Here is a 20,546-nt window from a genome sequence, read left to right as displayed (position 1 = left end):
ATCCACCTGATTCACCGATCCGTAAACCTAGACACTGACAAACCCGGGACGAGTGCATAGAATGATGACCAGAACAAGCTCAAATCATGCGACTGTCAAGGAGCGTCCGGTGACCACACTGGATCAAAAGCCAGCAAGTTCCGAGGGCCGCAAGGACCAATGGAGCCAAATGCTGCAGAAAGTGGGCAAGAACCAGGACCGCGAAGCGTACCACGCGCTGTTCGAGCATTTTGGCCCGCAAATCAAGTACTACGCCATGGCGAACGGTCTGGCGAGTCATGCGGAAGAGCTCGTGCAGGAAGTATTCGTGTCGATCTGGAGACGCTCATGCCTCTACGACTGGCGCAAGGCGGCGGCATCAACCTGGATTTTCACCATCGCCCGGAACCAGCGAATCGATATGCTGAGAAAGATGCAGCGTACCAGTGCTGAAATGCCGGTCGAGACAGAAGACCTTTGGCAGATTCCGGGTGAGAACGAAAACGAGCCGGTCACTTCTTTGCACCGTCTCATGTCCGAACGGCGAATCAGGGAATCCCTGAGTCATCTGCCGGAAGAACAGATTACGGTCATTGCCAAAGTGTACATGGAAAACAAGTCGCACCAGATGGTTGCGGACGAGTTGGACATTCCTCTTGGCACGGTGAAAAGCCGGGTTCGCCTGGCATTGAATAAACTGAAAGTGATTTTGCAGGACCAGAACGTATGACACGGCACCATCCCGACAGCCTGAGCCTGATGGAGTACAGCGCAGGTAACCTGAGCGAGCCCCATGCCCTGTGCATCAAGCTCCACCTGGACAAGTGTTCCCACTGCCGCAGCCGTGTGGACACGCTTGATAGCCTTGGGGCTGTGATGATGGAGCAGCAGCCAAAGGTGAGTGTCTCTGAAAGCATGTTCGACAGCATTCTTTCAAAGATCGACAGCGAGCCGGCAGCTGAGCCGGCAGCAGCGGCTGCCCCGAGGGTCAGCGCCCTGCAGAAGCTACTGGGCGAAGATCTCAACAGCTTGCCGTGGAAGCGCCAGCTGGGTGATGTGAGCGTCCTGGACATCACCGACCGGTTCCCCGGTCAGAAAGAACAGGTTGTACTCCAGAAACTCGCTGCCGGCGGCAAAGCGCCTGCCCACACGCATCGCGGCGAGGAAACGACCATCGTCCTTCAGGGTGCGTTTGCAGACCAGAAAGGGGTGTTTAACCAGTGGGATTTCGTGGTCCTGAACGATGAGGACGAACACAAGCCCGTAGCGGTTGGTTGCGAGGACTGTATAACACTCTCCGTGTTGAGTGCTCCGGTGAAGCTCACGGGCACCTTTACCCGGATGCTCAATCCCTTTATTCGGTAACCTTCCGCCGAATGACGGACACGAAAAAGGGGCGATGGAAATCGCCCCTTTTTTGTAGCCGACACCAGGGTTGCCCGAACTACCAGGGCAGCTCTGTACCATCCCAGCTCAGAAACTTTCCGTTATCGTCTTCCCCCAGTCCATCGAGCACCTCCAGAAGGTTGGTAGCCGTCTCCTCTGGAGTATGCACGTTAAGCTTGGCGAGAGATTGGCTGAACGGTTCGCTCAACGCCGATTCGGTCGTGCCAGGATGCAGGGATACGCAGGCTAGCGGCTTGCACCGGCGCGGCAACTCAATGGACAGGTTGCGAACGAGCATATTCAGCGCCGCTTTTGAACTACGATAGGCATACCAGCCGCCAAACCCGTTGTCGGTTATCGAGCCAACCTTGGCGGAAATAGCCACCACCCGTTTGAATGCCCGATGTCGCAGCCATGGCAATAGCGCCTGGGTCAGCAATCCGAAACCGGTTGCGTTGACAGCAAACGCACGCGCCATACTCTGCGGATCGAGGTCTTCAAGGCGCTTCTCCGGGAACATATCCGGCCCGTGAAGCAGCCCCGCGGCATAAATAAAGCTATCAATCCCATCCTCCCTGTTTAGCAGCGATTCCAGTGCCTCGGCAATCGCACCGGGCGCGGCACTGCTTTCGGCATCCCAGGGCAGCAAAGTGATGCGCTGATGGCTGCGCAAAGCGTCCGGCGCATTCTCCGGATCACGGCACAACCCGATCACCCTGGTTTGGGAATCACGCTCAAGCAACCGGCTTGCCAAAGCGCCACCGATTGCGCCGGAAACCCCGGCTATCAACACTTGTTTCATTTGATACCTCCTTGGTTCAGGAGGACATACGAAAATTCTATCGTCCGGACTGCCCAAAACGGTGAACCAGCGCATTAAAACAGGCGTATGAAACCAGTGTTCAAATCATCTTCGGGGTCCTGCCGTTCCGGGCAGAACTCCAGTAAAAAAAGCGCACGTAGGAGAGTATCCATGCAATACCAGGCTCCGGCGAATGACCTTCGCTTTCTGTTGTTTGATGTATTGGGCGCAGACCGGCTGCATGAGCTGGAAAAATACGCAGATGCCACCCCGGATCTGATTTCCGCGGTTATTGACGAGGCTGGCAAGCTCGCCGCAGAAGTCATCCAGCCCACCAACCAGGTCGGCGACCGGGAAGGCTGTACCTACGATCCCGAGACCCGCTCGGTGAAAACGCCCGAAGGATTCAAGGATGCCTACAAGAAGTTCGTTGAGGGCGGCTGGACAGCGCTGGACGCACCGCTTGAATACGGCGGCCAGGGCCTGCCCCACACCCTGAAGTTCGTGGTGGACGAAATGGTCTGCTCCACCAACCTCTCCCTGGGCATGTATCCGGGCCTGACCCATGGCGCCATCAGTGCCCTGCACGCACACGGGTCGGACGAACTGAAAAACATCTATCTGGAAAAACTGATCTCCGGCGAGTGGACCGGCACCATGTGCCTGACCGAACCCCAATGCGGCACAGATCTTGGCCTGATTCGCACCCGCGCCAACCCGAACGATGACGGCAGCTACGCCATCGAAGGTACCAAGATCTGGATTACCGGGGGCGAACACGACCTGGTGGACAACATCGTGCATCTGGTTCTGGCCAAGCTGCCCGGCGCGCCGGATACCACCAAGGGCATTTCCCTGTTTGTGGTACCCAAGTTCCTGCCGGAATCCGGGGAGCGAAACCCGGCCTTCTGTGGCGGCCTTGAGCACAAAATGGGCATCAAGGGTTCTGCAACCTGCGTCATGAACTTCGAGGGCGCCAAAGGCTGGCTTGTCGGCGAGCCGAACGATGGTATGCGTGCCATGTTCACCATGATGAACGAGGCGCGCCTGATGGTTGGTATGCAGGGCCTGGGCCTGGCCGAAATGGCCTACCAGGAAAGCCTCGGCTTTGCCCGTGAGCGCCTGCAGAGCCGTTCACTGAGCGGCCCGAAGAACCCCGATGGTCCCGCAGACCCGATCATCGTGCATCCGGATGTACGCCGAATGCTGATGCGCCAGAAAGTTCTGAACGAGGGCATGCGTGCTCTGGCCCTGTTTGCTGGCCACCAACTGGATCTCTCTGTCGCCCATCCAGACGAGACCGTTCGGGAATCCGCGGACGATCTGGTTCAACTGCTTACCCCGGTGGTGAAGTCGTTCCTGACAGACGAAGGCTTCAACAACGCCAACACCGGGCTGCAGGTACTGGGTGGCTCGGGCTTCACCACCGACTGGCCGCTGGAGCAGCTGGTTCGTGACGGCCGGATCGCCAGGATCTACGAGGGCACCAACGGCATTCAGGCCATGGACCTCGTGGGCCGCAAGCTGAGTCTGAAAGGCGGCCAGCTGGTGCGCACCCTCTTTGGCACCCTGAGCGGATATCTGAAGGACAATCCGGAAGCGCCGCACCGTGAAGAGCTGAAAAACGCCATGAAGGCGCTTGAGACAGCCACCATGTGGCTGGCCAGCAACGCACCGAAAGATCCGGAGCAGGCGGGCGCCGCCGCGACACCGTATCTGCGCCTGATGGCGCTGACGGTCATCGGTTACCTCTGGTCCAGGATGGCAAACGTTGCCAACGAACAGCTTGCCGCCGGCGAAGGCAACAAGCCCCTGCTCGAGAGCAAGGTTGTCTCTGCCCGCTTCTACTTTGAAAGGCTGCTTCCGGAAGTCGACTGGCTGCTGGGTGACATTCAGAGTGGCAAGGACAGCCTGATGGCGTTCTCGGACGACCACTGGGCCGCGTGATCCGCTATCCGGCCAGTGCTCCCAAGGCCTGGCCGGAAATGACCGATCAATGACAGCTTGTGACCTTCAGGTGAATGCACTGGCCATTGATAATGATCACGTTGATTAGTGTCTCTGAACTAGTCCCGCCCAGCTCCCCGTCGGACTGGGCACTTTGAAAGCCACGCCCTGCGTGGCTTTTTTTATGGTCCTTTTTTGTCTGTGCGGTCACTGGGTTACAATTGCGATCTTTGATTCTGTCCGGTCTGCGACCGGACCTGCACGGGGACACCATGAACGCCGACGATTACGCTTTCCGCTTTGGTGGCATCGAACGACTCTACGGGCGCCGGGCCCTGGAAGCCTTTCGTCACGCCAATATTGCTGTGGTCGGTCTTGGCGGGGTCGGGTCCTGGGCCGCTGAAGCCCTGGCCCGAAGTGGCGTTGGTACCATCACCCTGATCGACATGGACGATGTCTGTGTGTCCAACACCAACCGCCAGCTCCACGCCCTGGAAGGCCAGTACGGCCGTACCAAAACCGACGCCATGGCAGACCGGTTGCGGGCGATCAACCCGGAAGCCGACATTCGGGTGCATTTCGGCTTCCTGACCACGAAGAACGTCAGCGAGCTGATCACCGAAGACATGACCGGGGTGATCGACGCCATCGACAGCGTCAAAGCCAAGGCCGCCCTGATTGCCCACTGCCAGCGCCGGAAAATTCCTCTGGTCTGTGCCGGCGGCGCAGGCGGACAGATCGACCCCACTCAGATCCAGGTGGCAGACCTCAGCAAAACAACCCAGGACCCACTGCTGGCCAAGGTTCGAAACCTTCTGCGGCGGGAATATGGCTTTTCCCGGAATCCAAAGCGGCGCTTTGGCATTGAGGCCGTATACTCCCTCGAGCAGCTGACGTATCCTGCCGGAGACGGGGAAGTGTGCCTGCAGAAACCGGCCACCGACGGTCCGGTGCGCCTGGATTGCGCCTCCGGCTTTGGCGCCGCCAGCCCGGTGACCGCCAGCTTCGGTTTATTTGCGGCTTCCCGACTCCTGAACCGGATTGCCCGGCGCGCCAACCAATAGATCAACGGAACTGAAACCATTATGCCAGTCAGCACTGTCCTGCTTCTTGCCAGCATTGGCGTTTTATCATTGTTCTGCCAGTGGCTTGCCTGGCGCGTGCGTATGCCCGCCATCCTGTTCCTGCTGGCTGGCGGCATTGCCGCCGGGCCTGTTCTCGGCTTCCTGTCCCCGGAAGTGGTTTTCGGGGACCTGCTGTTCCCGGTCATTTCCCTGGCCGTTGCCATCATCCTGTTTGAGGGCAGCCTGACCCTGCGCTACGAGGAGATACGGGGCCATGGCAAAATGGTCCGCAACCTCATTCCGGTCGGTTCTATCGTCACCTGCATCATCGGCACCCTGGCTGCCCGCTGGCTTCTGGATGTCTCCTGGGCAGTCGCCCTGCTGTTTGGCGCCATCTCGATTGTCACCGGCCCGACGGTTATCGCGCCGCTGCTGCGCTCCGTGCGACCCGATTCGAAACTGGCCAACATACTGCGCTGGGAAGGCATCATCATTGACCCCGTTGGCGCTCTGCTGGCGGTTCTGGTATTCGAGGGGATTGTCTCCTGGGGCCAGGGCAACGTGTTTGGCCACTCGTTGTATATCTTTGGAAAAACCCTGGCTGTGGGTTTTGTGATCGGTGCCGTGGCCGGGTATCTCAACGGCATCGTATTGCGCAAGCACTGGATTCCGCAGTACCTGCATAACGCTGGCACACTCACTTTCATGCTCGGCGTCTATGCCATTTCGAACGAACTGGCCCATGAGTCTGGCCTGCTGACCGTGACCATCATGGGCATCTGGATGGCCAACATGAAGCAGGTGCCTATAGAGAGCATCCTCGAGTTCAAGGAATCCCTGAGCGTTCTGCTGATATCCGCCCTGTTCATTATTCTGGCGGCGCGAGTTGAGTTTGCGGCGATTGCCGAATTGGGTTGGGGCCTGGTGGCTGTGCTGGCCCTGCTGATGCTGGTAGCCCGCCCCCTGAGTATTTTCCTGTCGGCCATCGGCACCAACCTGAACTTGCGGGAAAAGCTATTTCTGAGCTGGATCGCCCCCCGGGGCATCGTCGCGGCCGCGGTGTCAGCGCTGTTCGCTTTCCAGCTGCAGAAGTTGGGTTATGAGAGTGCCGGCGCCCTGGTACCCCTGGTGTTTATGCTGATTATCGCCACCGTTACTCTGCAGAGCCTCACCGCACGGCCGGTTGCCCGCCTATTGAAGGTCGCGGAACCAGCGGAATACGGCTTCCTGATCCTGGGCGCCAATCCGGTGGCCCGTATGATTGGCATGGCCCTGAAAAAGTATGAGGTGCCCGTGACCCTGGCGGACACCAACTGGGAAAACGTCCGTCAGGCCCGCATGGAGAACCTGCAGGTGTACTTCGGCAACCCGGTTTCCGAGCATGCATCGACCCATCTGGACCTGACAGGCATCGGTAAGCTGCTGGTGATCTCCCCGTACAAGCACATGAACTCACTGGCCACGTACCACTTCCTGGACTGGTTCGGAAACAAGTGCGTGTTCAGCCTGGCCGAAGGTGATCAGGACCAGAAGGCCCGGCATCAGACGGCTGAAAAAATACAGATGACCCGGGGCCTGTTCGATGGCGTCAGCTACGCCAAGCTGGCCAGTCTGGTGAGCCAGGGCTACACCGTAAAGACCACCCAGTTGAGTGAGGAATTCGGTTACGAGGAGTTCCTGAACAAATACCAGAACCAGGCCCTGGTGCTGTTCACGTTCGACAGCAAGGAACACGTCGCCCCGGTTTGCAGCATGAAAGACCTGAAACCGGAAAACGACTGGATCCTGATCAGCCTGGTACCGCCCCAGGCCCGCAAGGAGCGCAAGGAGAAAGAGGGAGGAGAACCATCGGCCAGCCAGGATCAACCGGCCGATCAGGAACCCTCATCGACAATCTAGCACCAGCTTGCCGCGCACGTGCCCGCCTTCCAGCAGTTCGTGGGCCTGCGCGACATCGTCCAGCGCGAACGCCTTTTCGATGTGCACCTTGACGTCGCCGTCCTCAATCAGCTCGGCAATCTCATCCAGGTGAAACACGTCGGGACGCACAGTCATGCCATGGGCGCGTAAACCCATTTCCTCGGCAGCACTGATGATTTCGTCGGCGGTAACCGTCGGGATGGTCACGAGGACTCCATGTTCGCCGAGCGTGTGCAGGGAGCGTTTGCCGGTATCACCGCCAACAAGGTCCAGTACCACGTCCAGACCATAGCACTCTTCGGCGATATCCGTGTTGCGGTAGTCAATCACCTCGTGGACCCCGAGTTCCGCCAGGAAATCCCGGTTACCGGCCGAGGCCGTTGCAATGACATGGGCACCGCGCTCCAATGCAAACTGCACCGCAAAATGCCCCACGCCACCGGCGCCGGCGTGGATCAGGATTTTCTGCCCCGACTCAAGTTTCGCCATCTCGAACAGAGCCTGCCATGCGGTCAGTGCCGCCAGGGGCAAGGCACCTGCAGACACCAGGTCCAGTTCTTCCGGCACGATGGCCAGTTCATCGGCCGCGGCCAGGGCATACTGCGCATAACCGCCACCGCCGGCCGGGAATCCGACCATGCCCATGACCCGGTCACCGGGCGCCAGGGTGGTCACGTTGGCACCTACTCCGACAACCTCTCCGGCGACATCGTAACCGGGCGTCCACGGCAACGAATTCTCGATCTGCCGCGCCGCGAAACCAAGCCCCTTCCGGGTTTTCCAGTCGATCGGATTGAGCCCGGCACCGTGCACCCTGACGAGCACCTGATCGTCTCCGGGGACTGGCACATCGGCCGAGACCACTTGCAGGACGTCACGCTCACCAAAGCGATCGTAGATCACATGGCGCATCGTGGCTTCAGCGTTCTGATCGGCAGTATTTTCCATGAAGATCTCCGGACAACAGGTTAAACGGGATTGGCTTTGAACAAGATTAGCTGAAGTAAAGCACAAAAGACCTCGGGTGACCTACAGCCCTTTGCCTCCGGCTACCACAGCGGAACCGAGAATCTCGGCGAACTCTTTGGGCGCACGGGCAGGCCGCTGGCTTTTCAGATCAACACAGGCGTGAGTGGAAACGGCCCTGACCAGGGTTCTGCCATCCGAGGGACGAACGAGCTGGAACTGCCGTGCAGACCGGAACCGACCATCGTAATCGGTGAGCCAGGTCCCAAGAACCAGTTGATCGCCGGCGTTCGCCGAGGCCAGGTAATCGATTTCCGTTCGGGTAATGGCCATCGCCTTGCCGGTTTTCTCGTGCAATTCCCAGGTCATACCCAGGCTTTCTATGTGGGCCCAACTGACGTCTTCCAGCCACCGTACGTAAACAACGTTGTTGGCGTGCCCAAGCCGATCGGTATCCTCGGGCCGTACCGCTATCTCGATCGTGAAAGGCGCCGGCAGATCCCAGTCAATATCGTGTTGCTGCATCAGTTGCTGTCCCCCAGACCCGGAATGGCCTGCAACGGTAGCCGACCAATACGATCATTGTGAAGTGAACCAAAGTACAGGTTGCCATCGTGAGGATTCACTGAGGTGATTTCCTGCAAATGGGTCCCCCGAGTGTCGTGGAGACTGGTAATAACCTCACCGTCCCGGTCGAACGCAATCACAAGACCATATTCTTGTGGCGCAGGTTTCAGGCTGCTCGGGAGTTTAGCCACCAGATCCTTGAGCCAGGGCCGGGGGTGCATGGCGTCCATCCTCGAATCTCTAAGGGTAGGAAACGCCACCCAGTAGCGCCCCTGATCATCCACCGCGAGGTTATCGGGAAAACCGGGCAGATTGTCGGCAAAGACTTCCGCCTGGCCGGCTTTGGGCCCGTGAATCCAGTATCGGAGGATGCGATATTTCCAGGTTTCGTTAACCAGCACATAGTCGCCCTCCGGAGATACCGCAACACCATTGGCAAAATGCAGGTTGGCCAGGAGAACCTCGGCCTTGCCGGTTTTTGGAGAGTAGCGGAGCAGGCGGCCATGGGGACGCATTTCCAGAAGATCCAGCATGTATTCCGGCTGATGGAACTTGGAGCTGGCGTCGGTGAAATAAATGCGCCCGTCATCGGCAATGTCGACGTCATCGGTGAAGCGGAACAGCGTTCCCTCCGCCTCGCGGGCCAGTACGGTGATCTCGCCCTCAGGACTGATAGACAGCAGCCCCCGCCAGGAGTCTGCAACGATGAGATTGCCCTGGCTGTCAAACACCACGCCCAGGGGCCGACCATCGGTGGACAACCAGTTTTCAACCCGGCCATCCGGGAACACCCGCACGATGAAGCCATCCTGGGTGCCGGTATAAAGCACACCATCCTCGCTCACGGCTGTGTCCTCGGGGCCGTATACCTGGCCCCTGGCGATCAGGTCCGCAAGCCTCAGGCGCTCATTTGGCGCAACCTCACCGGTCAGCGGAGGCGGCGATGGGGGGTTCCAGGCTTTGCTGTCGACGGGCGAGGGAGTCAGCAGGAAACTGCCAAGCAGCAGGAAGACAACCAGCAAACCCACCATCAGCCATTTCATACACTCTGCCCGCCTGTTGTTGTGTCCATTCCGTGTGTCAGCGATTGGCCCACCTTAGCAGACGGGCCGGTGAGCAGGAAAATGCCCTACGCAGGACACCATCATTCATCGGCGCTGAGGAAACGGCGGCACAGGGCAGCAAAGGAGTCGGCTTTCTCAGCGTGCAGCCAGTGGCCGGTCCCCTGGATAATACGCAGCTGTGCCTGCGGGAACAGTCGCTGGATATCATCCCGGTGTTTTTCCTGGATGTAGGCCGAATCCGCGCCCTTCAGAAACAGCACAGGACCATCAAACGGGCCATCACCCTCCGGCGCCCTGGCCAGATGTTCATAGCAGGCATCGATAACCGGCAGATTGAGCCGCCACCGGAACATTGGCCCGCCCTCCTGCTGGTCTTCGCGGGGAATCCGTTCCAGGTTTTTCAGCAGGAACTGGCGAACACCCGGCTCTTCGACAAAATCTGCCATCAGCCTGTCTGCGTCCTGACGGGAACGCACACCGGTCAGATCCATGCTGGTCAACCCGTCCAGAATAGCATCGTGCCGGGGTTTGTAGTTTACCGGGGCAATGTCGGCCACGATCAGTTTTTCCACGCGCTCCGGAGCCTGGAGGGCAACCTGCATCGCCACCTTGCCACCCATGGAATGACCCAGCAGGCTCACCTTGTCCAGCGCCTGGGCGTCCATGTAGGCGATGACGTCGGCGGCCATGGCCGGATAGTCCATGGTATCCGTGTGGGGCGAACTCCCGTGGTTGCGCTCGTCCAGTGCGTGAATCTGCCACTGGTCTTCCAGACGGCGGGCGATACCCCCCAGGTTGTCCAGGGAGCCGAACAGCCCGTGCAGCAGTATCAGGGGCGGGCCTTCGCCGGTAATGCGGTGGTTCAGCGCAACAGTCATGGGCAGTCAGTCTCCGGATTGGTCTGCGTTCTCAGACCGGATACATTACCACTGCCAGTCTTGCGAGCAAGTGCCGGTATTAGCGGTCATTTTCCGTGGACGAAAAAAAGCCGGGCAAAGCCCGGCTTGAAGGTCATAGACGTGACGTCTGAAGGATCAGCAATAGAAGATGCTGTTCAGATACTCGGCAAGCTCAATCACGTTTTTACGCTCAAGCTCGGTATGAGGTACGAAAATTTCCTGTTCCATAAAACACCTCCTGATTGCTTTTCCATTGCTTCAACCTGATACGTTGATGCTATCGTTAAAGCCACGGGTAACCCTTGACAGGCCGTTGCACCCACTTGACATTTTGTATCAGTCATCATGACAGGTCGTTAACTATCAACGTGACATCTGCCCAATCAGACTCCACCAGCGCACCCCTGGTCGCTGCCTCCAGCACGCTGGCGCTGGTTCACTATCTGGAACGCCAGGGTGTTCTCAATGCGCCAAGGGTGGAACAGCTGACCGGGCTGGCCATGTCGGAGCTCACCGACCCGGACCGGCGCGTGCCCGCCGATGCCCATTACCGGCTGTGGGAACACGCCGAGCTGGTAACGGGCGATCCGGCTGTCGGGCTGCACGCCGGAAAAGTGGTGGATCCCGAGCGGATGGGACTGGTCGGGCATGTGTTTTTCAACTGTGACACCCTGGGTGAAGCCGTTACCCAGTACGTGCGCCTGCATCGGCTGATCAACGAGTCGGTATTCCTAAGCTTCGAACAGACCGCCGACCAGGCCATTCTCTGCTGGCAACCGGACATGGCCGAACATTACTGCCGGCAGGATATGGACCGGACCCTGGCTGCGGCCATCACCCGCACCCGCCACTTCATTCATCCGGGCATCCGGGCGGAATGGGTAGAGATCGCCCATCCGGCGCCGGTGTACGCCGACGAGTACGAAAAGCTTCTCGGTGGCCCGGTGCGGTTTGATTGCGGTATTACCCGGCTGGCGTTCAACAGCCGGCATCTGGGGCACCCGATACCACGCCGCAATCCCTACGTGTATTCGGCAGTACTGAAGCAGGTCAATACGCTGCTGGCGAGGCTTCAGAGCCGCCGCTCGTTCGGCCGCAGGATTCGCCGACTGATCTCGAAGCAGATGGCGACCGAAAGAATCGATGCCGACAGCCTTGCCCGGCAATGCCATATGAGCCGCCAGACGCTCTACCGCAAGCTCAAGAAGGAAGGCCTGAGCTTCCATGGCCTGGTTGAGCAGGTTCGCCAGGACAAGGCGCTCAGGTATGTTGCGGCCGACCAGTACGCTCTGGGTGAAATTGCTTTTCTGCTGGGTTTTTCAGAGCTCAGCGCCTTCAGCCGGGCGTTCAAGCGCTGGACCGGCACCTCACCGGCAGAGTACCGGGCAAGGCATCTGGCCACATCGGGGCCCTACGGCCACCAGGCAGATGAGGGAGCGCAATGATGGACGAGCTGTCTCTCGTTGCACTGGTGGTCGGGGCCGTTTACCTGGGCGCATTTGCCTGTATTTACCGTATTCTTCTGACCTATCGGACATCACAGGGTGCCATTGCCTGGGTCATTGCCCTGATCGGCCTGCCCTACCTGGCTGTGCCCATGTTCGTGCTGTTCGGGCGGCATCGGTTTGGCGGCTACGTGAAAGCCCGACGGCTTGGCGACGAATCCCTGACCAATCTGCTGAACCGGTTCGAGCAGCAAACAACCTCCATACCCATCCCCGCCAGCGAACGGTTCACCGACGAACTTCAGGTGCTCTGCCGACTGGGCCGGCAGCCGTTCACCGATGGCAACCGATGTACCCTGCTCAGGGACGGTGAGGCCACGTTCGAGGCCCTGTTCGAAGCCATGGAAGACGCCGAGCACTATATCCTGCTGGAATTCTACATCGTGCGGTCAGACCGGGTTGGCCGCCGGATCAAGTCAATTCTCGAGCGCAAACTGGCCCAGGGTGTGGAAGTCTGGTTTCTGTATGACGACATTGGCAGCGTCTGGCTGCCGCGCAAATACCTGAACCAGCTCGCCGCCGCCGGCGCCCGCGTGGCCTCGTTCGGTAACGGCAACATCCGCCGGAGGCGGTTCCAGATCAATTTCCGGAACCACCGGAAACTGCTGGTCTGCGACGGCAAGATCGGCTTTGTGGGTGGCATCAACCTGGGGGACGAATACCTGGGCACTGCCATGGACCAGGAACCCTGGCGCGATACCCACTGCCGGATTGAGGGTCCGGCCGTCACCGGCCTGCAGCTGGCATGGCTGGAAGACTGGAACTGGGCCAGCAACGATTTTCCCAGCCTCGACTGGGCGCCGGTCGACAACCAGCCCGGCGACGACGAGGTGCTGATGCTGCCAACAGGACCTGCGGACAGCGGGGAAACCTGCACACTGTTTTTCCTCAATTGCATCAATAATGCCCGCACCCGGCTCTGGATCGCCTCGCCCTATTTTGTTCCGGATTTCCAGATCATGAACGCCCTTCAACTGGCGGCGCTCCGGGGCGTGGACGTACGAATCCTGATTCCGGAGAAATCGGACAGCCGCCTGATTGGCCTGGCGGCTTACTCTTACCTCGTCCAGGCCTGCAAGACCGGCATCGGCATCTATCGCTACCAGCCTGGCTTCATGCATCAGAAAGTGATCCTGGTGGATGATCGATACGCGGCGGTGGGAACCGCCAACATGGACAACCGCTCGATGCGACTGAATTTCGAGATCACCGCCATAACCACCGCAAGGCATTTCATCCGGAGTGTGGAATCCATGCTGGAACACGATCTGGACAATTCCCGCCTGATGATCGAGAGCGACTACAAGGATCGGTCGATCCTGTTCCGCCTGTGTTGCCGGGCCGTCCGCCTGCTGGCGCCACTGCTATAGGCCATCCGTCCACTGGCTCCGGAATAGCCGATGTGCGACTATGCCAGGACGATTCAGCCAGTATGCAGTAGCGACAGATCACCATGAATGCCTTCAAGCCCAGAGAAACACTGACCGAACAGGTCGCACGCCACATCGAAAACCTGATTGCCTTTGGCCAGCTGCGCTCCGGTGAACGGATCTACGAGGGCGCCATGGCGAAACAGATGGACGTCAGTCATGGATCCATACGGGAAGGCTTGCTGCTGCTGGAGAAGCGGCATCTGGTCCGCAACGTACCCCGCAAAGGCGCGTTCGTGACTCCGCTGGATGAATACTTCGTTCGCAGCCTGTACGAGACTCTGGAGCTCTACCTCACCCACACCGGTCGCAAGCTGGTGCGTCACTGGCAGCCCGAGGACATGGCCCGGCTGGAGAGCCTGTATGAGCAGATGCAGGCCTGCTACAGGAAAAACGATCTTATGGCGTTTCTGGAGCTGGGCATTGAGTACACCAAGGCATCGCTGGCCTATGCCGACAACTACTTCATTGTCTCTGCCATTGATGACCTCTGGCCTTCGGCAAAGCGCTGTGCCTTCGTCGCCTTCCAGGAAGGAGGCAATCGTGTCATTGAGGACAACCTGTCCCACATGGAACAGTCAATCAGTGCCATCAAGGATCGGGATGAGGATCGCCTGGCAGACATCCTGCACCGCTATGCCCTGCAACAATGCCAGCAGGTTCTCACTGCCATTGAAAAGACCGGCAGCAGAACGGCCTGAAGGCACTCAGTAAAAGAGCTGGGTGAACGAGAAACCAATGTTCAGGTAGGCCGTCCAGTTGTCTTCGTTGTTGTAGGCTGCGGCCACCTGAACCGGGCCGAGGAAGGTATCCACGCCGGCGAATACGCTGGACGATTTCACCGAACTGTCCCAGCTCGCCTCATCCAGAGAGGGCCAGGCATTACCCGCCTCGAACCCGGCGCCAACGAACCAGGGCAGCAGCGGGCCGCCAAAGGTCTGGCTGGCATAGGCTGAAACCATTAACGCGTTGTCTCCGGTAATCTCACCCGGCGCGTATGCCGATAGCCGGCGGAATCCACCCAGGCGGACGGCATTTTCAATTCCGGGAGTGCCCCGGGTTACCGCATGGCCGAAGACCAGTCCGGTCAGGGTCAGGCCTTTCCAGCTTCCGGTTCCCAGCGCCAGGCCGGTTACCGAATCGAACTCCCGGTCGGATCCCAGGCCCTCCCGTTCAAAACGTCCACGAAGGCCGGCAAAGCCACCGTCGCGAGGATAGAAAGTATCGTCCAGAGAGTCGTGTACCAGTTGCACGGCCAGCCCACCCTGGTGCACCGACCCCTCCGGCGCTACCGGTTGTCCGATCTGCTCGTCAACCGTGGCATAGCCCCGCGCATAGATCAGGCGAACTTCGGCATTGCCGCCGATTTCCATGCCCAGTGCCAGATCCGCTTTCCGGAAGGTCACATCCACCTCCGTAACGCGGGTTCCGACGGCATCAAACAGGCTGAAGGTATCCCGGGAGTACTCGCCACCGAGCACCAGAAACCGCTCATAGCCGTAATCCAGCGGCTGATACCACTGGCTGCGAACCCAGGGCTCGGTGCCCAGCTGAACACCGGTCTGCCACTCCCCGCCCAGGGCATTGAGCTCGGTCATTCGAAGGGAAGAGGCAAGATTGAACCGGGTTTCCCCGTCAAAGTTATCCTCATAACTCAAACCGAAAGACAGGTAGTTCGGCCCCCAGCTCTTCTCCTGGACGCGGATGGTCAGAACGGTTCCCTCGGGCAAAGACGAGGTCGAATAAGACACAATCTCGTAATAGCCAAGCCCGTAGATCCGTTTGAGGTCGGCTTCCAGGCGGGCGGTGTCCAGTGGCTCTCCGATTCTCTGCCGGATTCGTTCCTTGAGGAAGTCCCGGGCCAACCGACGACTGTCTTCGATCTCGATGCGTGACACGATACGCGCACCCGCGTCCTGCGCTGACACGCTGTCCCGCCAATCGGCCCAGGCCTTGCGGGATAATGCCAACGGACGCAGTTCGACGCCGTGTTCCCGGGCCGAGCTGGCGCCCAGCTCAAACAGAACCGGCGCATCGTAAAAGTCAGCGGAGGTGTAGCCTTCGAGGTCGGGGCGGATCAGAACATCGTCTTCGGCGAGCAGATCCAGCTGCTGGTCGGTGTTCCGACGGGTCATGATGGTTGTGAGTTGACCGACAACGGAAAACGCGCCCCGCAGCTCGTCGGTTTCCATCAGACTGTCGGTAATATCCACTGCGATGATGATGTCGGCGCCCAAATCCCTGGCAACGCTGATGGGCAGGTTGTTGGCGACGCCCCCATCCACCAGCAACTGGCCATCACGTTCCACCGGCGCGTATACCCCGGGAATACTCATGCTGGCACGGATGGCCTCGGAGAGGTTACCGTCACCGATGACCACCTGCTCACCGGTCTCGAGATCGGTGGCAACCGCCCGGAAGGGAATGGGGAGCCGGTCGAAGTCTTCAACCAGGGCGGCGTTGTGGGTCAGCTCGTTGAGGATAAAACCTAGATTCTGCCCGGCAATCAGCCCGCCGCCGACACGCAGGCCATCGGCGCGAACACCGATGCCCGGGACCACCGGAAACCGCCAGTCATCCTGCTTGCGCCGAACCGGCTTGTAGACCCGGCCGGGATCGTCGCGAAAGCTGGAAAGCCAGTCCATCTCGATAAAGCGCTGCTCGATGTCACTGACCGGCATACCACTGGCATACAGGGCACCGACTGCGGAACCCGCGCTGGTGCCCACCACCAGATCAACAGGAACCCGCATTTCCTCCAGAACCCGCAGCACGCCAACATGGGCCATACCCTTGGCGCCGCCGCCACTCAGAACCAGCCCTACCTTGGGACGCTCCTCAGCCGAAGCCAGTGGTGCCAGGAGAATCATGATGACGGCGATCAGTCGAGGGGCATTCCGGCCCCAGGGGTTGCACTGGCTCACAATTGGGTTATTTCCGCTCGGAGGAGTCGTCCGCCAGTGACAGGTGGGATACGTCAGGTATCATCGGCGGCGGCAGGTCACGCTCGACACCCAGATCACTGCCAGCCGGAGCAAGGCTCCACTCGTCCAGATGCTGAAACATCGGTGGCTCCACTTCGGTCTTCTCTGTCAGGTTGACCCCGACCGGATCCAGACTCAGACCGGAGCCGGAAAGTATCGTATCCACCTTCTCGCCCGCCACCGGCAAACGATCGCCAGGCTCGGTTTCAGGAACCCCACGGCGCTGCCCTTCCGCCGGCGGGGCAGAGGGCGCCGGCTGCGGACGGGGCTGACTTGCGGGGGCCGACGGGGCTGGCTGTGGTGCCGCACTGGCAGCAGGCCGGGCGTCAGCCATCGGCTGGACATAAGCTACCATGCCGTGCTTTTTCAACACCGCCCGGTATTTTTCAGCCTGAACCTCTTCCAGCTTGTTGCGAATAACCACCGGCTGACCACTGAACATGCGATCAACCTGATCAAGAGACGCCTTGAACAGGGTTCTGGCATTGTTGCGCGCAGTTTCCAGATCCGTTCCGGGAACGCATTCCCCTTTAAAGACAAGCTGAAACATGCGTTTTCCTCTCTAAGTCCGTCTTACCCACATCATAGTTGATCGTGCACCGGACCGGGAGCCCGAAAGCCCGGTCGTCACTGTATCGAGACTGCAAACAATTGAAAAATTAATGTCACATATCACGCAAAATGCGACAGACTCTGCAATAATCAACGGTAACCAAACTTTACACTTGGTTACAGATTAACCGGAATGTCACCAGGGAGTGGCCTCCAATGACGATCACACGCTCACTTCGCCTCGCTGCCACAGCCCTTTTGCTGTCGGCACCGCTTGTTCATGCCGAAAATCTTGATGTACTCATGAGCCAGGTGTTTCCGGAAGCCCAGGCGACCTATATCGGGTACGAGAGCGTTGAACGACAGGATATCCCCGCCAGCGCGGCGGTCGAGCGCAAATACCTGATTGTGGATTTCCGCCTGGCTTCTAACGACATGGCCTCTGAACAGCTTCAGGCCAGCGTGCACAAGGTCTGCATGACTCTGCTGAAAGACCGCGACCTGATCCGCCAACTCTCGGATTCCGGTTACGACATGGTCTCGGTCGCTTTCGACCGTCGCTCGCAGTTCGATTGTCTGTAACCCACCCGGCTCTTACTCTTCGCGGCCGAGCAGCTTCGGGAAGGCCTCAAGAGCACTGTTGACCGCGTCCAGATTGAATGCCTCGACATCCGCAAGCAGCTTCTCCCCGTAACGGGTAACGGAGCGTGACCGGAATCGCTGGCCCCAGGCCAGCACCCGGCGTGCAAAGTCTTTCATCTGCTCCGGATCGCCACTCTCTCTCACAGCTTCCCACTCGTCACCAAAATCCGCCGCGAGCTGTTCCCTGAGCCAGCCCCGCTCCTGCATGCTGAGAGTCTGGGCCAGCAGCCGGTCGGATTCCTTGGGAACGCCCTCGTCTTCCGCCTGTTCCACCGTCGCCTCAACCCGGGGCAAGGTCACCGTAAAGACCGAACCGGAACCTTGCTCACTCTCAACTTCCAGCTCACCGCCCATCATACGGGCCAGCTTCCGGCTGATGGCCAACCCGAGACCGGTTCCACCATAGCGCCGCGTATTCTGCCCCTCCTGCTGCTCAAAGGCATCGAAAATACGCTCCACCTGATCTGGCGGGATACCGATACCGCTATCGCTGACCGTGACGATCAACTTGTAATACTGGCGTTCCGGCGCTTCCGGGTTCTGTTCCGCTTCTGCCGACCGCTTCTTGAGCGGCTTCGCGGTTGCCCGAACTGTGACACCACCATCGTGGGTGAACTTGATGGCGTTGCCGACCAGATTGAACAGAACCTGCCGAAGACGGGTTTCATCCAGCATCATGGCGCCGGGCATTCGCGAGTCGACACTCACTTCCAGGGTTATGCCCTGCTCCCGGGCCCGCAGATCGAAAATGTGGCGAACATCATCCAGGAGACGACGGACCGATACGGCGGAATAGTCCAACCGCATTTTTCCCGCCTCGATTCGGGACAGGTCCAGAATGTCGTTGATCAGCATCAGCAGACTTCGACTTCCCGCCCGGATGGCGTCCAGGTAATTGCGCTGCTGCGGGTCGGTAACACTGTTGCTGAGCAGATCGCTATAGCCGATCACCGCGTTCATCGGCGTTCGTATTTCGTGGGACATATTGGCCAGGAACTCACTCTTGGCCAGGCTGGCGGCCTCCGCCTCCCGGGCCAACCTCTCGGCTTCGAGCTTGGCGGCCCGCAACTCGTCTTCGCTCCGGCGCAGGGCATTCTCCGAACGGATACGCTCATCCACCTCCCGCGACAACTTGCGGTTCCAGTACAGGAAGATCAGCACGACCAGGATGGCGATCAGCACCACCCGCCGCACCACGGTGTAATCGGTCTCCTGCTCGATATCCAGATGAATCCACCTGTTGTAGATGGATTCTGTCTCGCTGGCTTCGAGACTGCCCAGCGCCTTGTTCAGCACCCGGTGCAGCTCAGGGTTGTCCTTGCGTACGGCCAGTCGCAGGTCGTACTGGTAGGGAGTGATGCTGGTAATCCTTAGGTTTGACAGTCCCAGCCGGGCGACTGTGTAGCTGACCGCCGGAATATGGGTAACCATGACATCCAGGTCGCCGTTGGATAGCGCCAGAAGCCCCTCCTCCACCGTATCCATCGGGTAAAGATCCAGGTTCGGATGATTGATCAACAGGTAATCGTGGGCCGCATGCCGGTTCACCACACCCACCCGTTCCGTGCGGAGTTCCCGGAGATCGCCGATAAAGCGACCGTCGTCCCGGATGGCAAGGGCGATGGGCACGGTCAGATAGGCCCGGGTAAACAGAAATGCCTCTTCGGTGCGCGGCGTCCGGGACAACCCGGGAAGAATATCCACCTCGCCCGAACGCAGCTTTTCTTCAGCATCCATGCGGCTTCCAGCGACAGTGCGCGTAAACCGCACGTTCAGCTCGGTTTCCAGCCGGGTCAGCAAATCTGGAACCAGGCCGGTGGGCCGGCCGTCCTGGGTGTATTCAAACGGCGGCCAGTCCGCGCGAAACGCGACTTTCAGATCCGGATGCTGTTTGAGCCACTCCATATCCGATCCGGACAATTCCAGGCCACTTCGTTCAAGGGACGGCTGATCGGCCTGCAGCCATGACTGGCGGATGGTGCGGTGTTCGTTATGGCCGATTGCGGCAATGGCCTTGTTCAGCACCTGGTAAAGCAGGTCCCGATCGGTATCCACCCGCAACACCACATCTACCGGGCTGTTATCGAGCAGTACCGACAGACCGATCCCATTCACCATCGCCGACTGGAGGTAATCGGACACCACGGGCACCGGCGCCAGAAACGCATCGGCCTGCCCCGAAAGAATCTGGCCGACGGCTTCGCTGACGTTGCTGACCGGCACCGGCGTAAACTCCTCGACGGGGTCCAGCATGGGATACTGGTTGGGGTCACCGGCAATAACCGCAATCCGGCTGCCCTCAAGATCGGCAAGGGTCCGGATAGCCGCATCGCCGGCGCTGACGAACACGCCATAGGTAAGAGACATCAGGGGATCGGTGAAACGCTTGCCGGGCACCACCGGCATCCCCGGCATTCTTGTGGTCAGAACCGCATCGGTTGCCAGCTCACTCCTGACCGGGCCGCTATCCTGCCCGGTCTCGAGGACGATTGGCTCCATGGCGACGCCCAGTTTGTCGGAGAGCCGGGCAAGGTAGTCAATGTAGGTGCCCGCAAGCACGCCATTGCCGGTATCGAAAACCAGCGGCACCTGATCGCTGCGGAGACCGATACGAAACCGGTCCTGCCCTTCCAGCCAGGTCAACTCCTCTTTGCCTAGCACGGGGGCCGGCGATGCTTGCGGCGGTTCCGCCCGCAGGGGGGATTGAAACAGCGCCAACAGGCAGCATAGTAGAAAGGCAAGGGTAACCTTCACTGGATATCCTTAAGGGTTCCGCTACATTTCAGGGAACAATACCTGCAAACGCCATTGATTTCATTCAGGCAAACGGCCAACGGGA

At 59.5% G+C, this 20,546-nt stretch carries 17 protein-coding genes; 9 read left to right on the top strand and 8 right to left on the bottom strand.

Annotation, left to right across the window (positions count from 1 at the left end; translation table 11 throughout):
* The first annotated feature begins 109 nt into the window (after window positions 1-109).
* Together KYE_RS11035 and KYE_RS11030 are read left to right on the top strand one after the other, a co-directional pair.
* Complete coding sequence (locus KYE_RS11035) at window positions 110-709, top strand: sigma-70 family RNA polymerase sigma factor (protein WP_039881993.1); 600 nt, start codon at window positions 110-112, stop codon at window positions 707-709.
* Window positions 706-1,344 carry a ChrR family anti-sigma-E factor gene (locus KYE_RS11030; RefSeq protein WP_008173256.1) on the top strand — a complete coding sequence of 213 codons (639 nt, stop codon included), beginning with the start codon at window positions 706-708 and terminating at the stop codon, window positions 1,342-1,344. Before KYE_RS11035 ends, KYE_RS11030 begins: the two co-directional genes overlap by 4 nt.
* Before the next feature lie 79 nt (window positions 1,345-1,423).
* Here the strand turns inward: KYE_RS11030 and KYE_RS11025 are convergent, their stop codons facing one another.
* Complete coding sequence (locus tag KYE_RS11025; RefSeq protein WP_008173254.1) at window positions 1,424-2,167, bottom strand: SDR family oxidoreductase; 744 nt, start codon at window positions 2,165-2,167, stop codon at window positions 1,424-1,426.
* Window positions 2,168-2,338: 171 nt separating this feature from the next.
* Here KYE_RS11025 and KYE_RS11020 point away from each other — a divergent pair, with 171 nt between their 5' ends.
* The 3 genes from KYE_RS11020 (at window position 2,339) to KYE_RS11010 (ending at window position 7,077) form a co-directional block, all read left to right on the top strand.
* A complete protein-coding gene (locus KYE_RS11020; protein ID WP_008173252.1) occupies window positions 2,339-4,114 on the top strand; it encodes an acyl-CoA dehydrogenase C-terminal domain-containing protein in 1,776 nt (591 codons plus the stop codon).
* 272 nt (window positions 4,115-4,386) lie between these two features.
* On the top strand, window positions 4,387-5,178 hold the full coding sequence (tcdA, locus tag KYE_RS11015; RefSeq protein ID WP_169702126.1) for a tRNA cyclic N6-threonylcarbamoyladenosine(37) synthase TcdA: 792 nt from the start codon (window positions 4,387-4,389) through the stop codon (window positions 5,176-5,178).
* A gap of 21 nt (window positions 5,179-5,199) precedes the next feature.
* On the top strand, window positions 5,200-7,077 hold the full coding sequence (locus tag KYE_RS11010) for a cation:proton antiporter (protein WP_008173249.1): 1,878 nt from the start codon (window positions 5,200-5,202) through the stop codon (window positions 7,075-7,077).
* On the opposite strand, the gene KYE_RS11005 is transcribed toward KYE_RS11010, so the two are convergent.
* The 4 genes from KYE_RS11005 to KYE_RS10990 all read right to left on the bottom strand — a co-directional run bounded on the left by KYE_RS11005 (window position 7,063) and on the right by KYE_RS10990 (window position 10,573).
* Window positions 7,063-8,046, bottom strand: coding sequence for an NADP-dependent oxidoreductase (locus KYE_RS11005; protein ID WP_008173247.1), 984 nt, complete (start codon window positions 8,044-8,046; stop codon window positions 7,063-7,065). The two genes, KYE_RS11010 and KYE_RS11005, sit on opposite strands and share 15 nt — an antisense overlap.
* 81 nt (window positions 8,047-8,127) lie before the next feature.
* On the bottom strand, window positions 8,128-8,589 hold the full coding sequence (locus KYE_RS11000) for an acyl-CoA thioesterase (protein ID WP_008173245.1): 462 nt from the start codon (window positions 8,587-8,589) through the stop codon (window positions 8,128-8,130).
* A complete protein-coding gene (locus KYE_RS10995; RefSeq protein WP_008173243.1) occupies window positions 8,589-9,674 on the bottom strand; it encodes an SMP-30/gluconolactonase/LRE family protein in 1,086 nt (361 codons plus the stop codon). Before KYE_RS10995 ends, KYE_RS11000 begins: the two co-directional genes overlap by 1 nt.
* 101 nt (window positions 9,675-9,775) lie before the next feature.
* Window positions 9,776-10,573 (bottom strand): alpha/beta fold hydrolase, encoded by a 798-nt coding sequence (locus KYE_RS10990; RefSeq protein WP_008173240.1) that lies wholly within the window; start codon window positions 10,571-10,573, stop codon window positions 9,776-9,778.
* Between the two features lie 389 nt (window positions 10,574-10,962).
* Between KYE_RS10990 and KYE_RS10985 the strand changes: the two genes are divergently transcribed.
* The 3 genes from KYE_RS10985 to KYE_RS10975 all read left to right on the top strand — a co-directional run bounded on the left by KYE_RS10985 (window position 10,963) and on the right by KYE_RS10975 (window position 14,230).
* Window positions 10,963-12,039 (top strand): AraC family transcriptional regulator, encoded by a 1,077-nt coding sequence (locus tag KYE_RS10985; RefSeq protein WP_008173236.1) that lies wholly within the window; start codon window positions 10,963-10,965, stop codon window positions 12,037-12,039.
* Entirely contained in the window at window positions 12,039-13,469 is a 1,431-nt protein-coding gene (cls, locus tag KYE_RS10980; RefSeq protein WP_008173235.1) for a cardiolipin synthase, read from the top strand. Before KYE_RS10985 ends, cls begins: the two co-directional genes overlap by 1 nt.
* Before the next feature lie 83 nt (window positions 13,470-13,552).
* Window positions 13,553-14,230, top strand: a complete 678-nt coding sequence (locus KYE_RS10975) for a GntR family transcriptional regulator (RefSeq protein ID WP_008173234.1) — start codon at window positions 13,553-13,555, stop codon at window positions 14,228-14,230.
* 6 nt (window positions 14,231-14,236) lie between these two features.
* On the opposite strand, the gene KYE_RS10970 is transcribed toward KYE_RS10975, so the two are convergent.
* Together KYE_RS10970 and KYE_RS10965 are read right to left on the bottom strand one after the other, a co-directional pair.
* On the bottom strand, window positions 14,237-16,453 hold the full coding sequence (locus tag KYE_RS10970) for a patatin-like phospholipase family protein (protein WP_008173233.1): 2,217 nt from the start codon (window positions 16,451-16,453) through the stop codon (window positions 14,237-14,239).
* A 7-nt stretch (window positions 16,454-16,460) separates the two neighbouring features.
* Window positions 16,461-17,063, bottom strand: a complete 603-nt coding sequence (locus tag KYE_RS10965; protein ID WP_008173230.1) for a hypothetical protein — start codon at window positions 17,061-17,063, stop codon at window positions 16,461-16,463.
* 218 nt (window positions 17,064-17,281) lie between these two features.
* Between KYE_RS10965 and KYE_RS10960 the strand changes: the two genes are divergently transcribed.
* Complete coding sequence (locus KYE_RS10960; RefSeq protein WP_008173227.1) at window positions 17,282-17,647, top strand: hypothetical protein; 366 nt, start codon at window positions 17,282-17,284, stop codon at window positions 17,645-17,647.
* A gap of 12 nt (window positions 17,648-17,659) precedes the next feature.
* On the opposite strand, the gene KYE_RS10955 is transcribed toward KYE_RS10960, so the two are convergent.
* Window positions 17,660-20,461, bottom strand: a complete 2,802-nt coding sequence (locus KYE_RS10955; protein WP_008173225.1) for an ATP-binding protein — start codon at window positions 20,459-20,461, stop codon at window positions 17,660-17,662.
* Between the last annotated feature and the right edge of the window lie 85 nt (window positions 20,462-20,546).

This window comes from Marinobacter manganoxydans MnI7-9, assembly GCF_000235625.1.
In the GTDB taxonomy this organism is placed as follows: Bacteria; Pseudomonadota; Gammaproteobacteria; order Pseudomonadales; family Oleiphilaceae; genus Marinobacter; species Marinobacter manganoxydans.
This window is presented reverse-complemented; position numbering and strand designations above follow the sequence as displayed.

Coding starts and splice junctions, on each gene's coding strand:
- KYE_RS10975 (WP_008173234.1), top strand. CDS start 13,553: ATGAATGCCTTCAAGCCCAGAGAAACACTGACCGAACAGGTCGCACGC.
- KYE_RS11010 (WP_008173249.1), top strand. CDS start 5,200: ATGCCAGTCAGCACTGTCCTGCTTCTTGCCAGCATTGGCGTTTTATCA.
- KYE_RS10995 (WP_008173243.1), bottom strand. CDS start 9,674: ATGAAATGGCTGATGGTGGGTTTGCTGGTTGTCTTCCTGCTGCTTGGC.
- KYE_RS11005 (WP_008173247.1), bottom strand. CDS start 8,046: ATGGAAAATACTGCCGATCAGAACGCTGAAGCCACGATGCGCCATGTG.
- KYE_RS10960 (WP_008173227.1), top strand. CDS start 17,282: ATGACGATCACACGCTCACTTCGCCTCGCTGCCACAGCCCTTTTGCTG.
- KYE_RS11000 (WP_008173245.1), bottom strand. CDS start 8,589: ATGCAGCAACACGATATTGACTGGGATCTGCCGGCGCCTTTCACGATC.
- KYE_RS10990 (WP_008173240.1), bottom strand. CDS start 10,573: ATGACTGTTGCGCTGAACCACCGCATTACCGGCGAAGGCCCGCCCCTG.
- cls (WP_008173235.1), top strand. CDS start 12,039: ATGGACGAGCTGTCTCTCGTTGCACTGGTGGTCGGGGCCGTTTACCTG.
- KYE_RS11030 (WP_008173256.1), top strand. CDS start 706: ATGACACGGCACCATCCCGACAGCCTGAGCCTGATGGAGTACAGCGCA.
- tcdA (WP_169702126.1), top strand. CDS start 4,387: ATGAACGCCGACGATTACGCTTTCCGCTTTGGTGGCATCGAACGACTC.
- KYE_RS11020 (WP_008173252.1), top strand. CDS start 2,339: ATGCAATACCAGGCTCCGGCGAATGACCTTCGCTTTCTGTTGTTTGAT.
- KYE_RS11025 (WP_008173254.1), bottom strand. CDS start 2,167: ATGAAACAAGTGTTGATAGCCGGGGTTTCCGGCGCAATCGGTGGCGCT.
- KYE_RS10965 (WP_008173230.1), bottom strand. CDS start 17,063: ATGTTTCAGCTTGTCTTTAAAGGGGAATGCGTTCCCGGAACGGATCTG.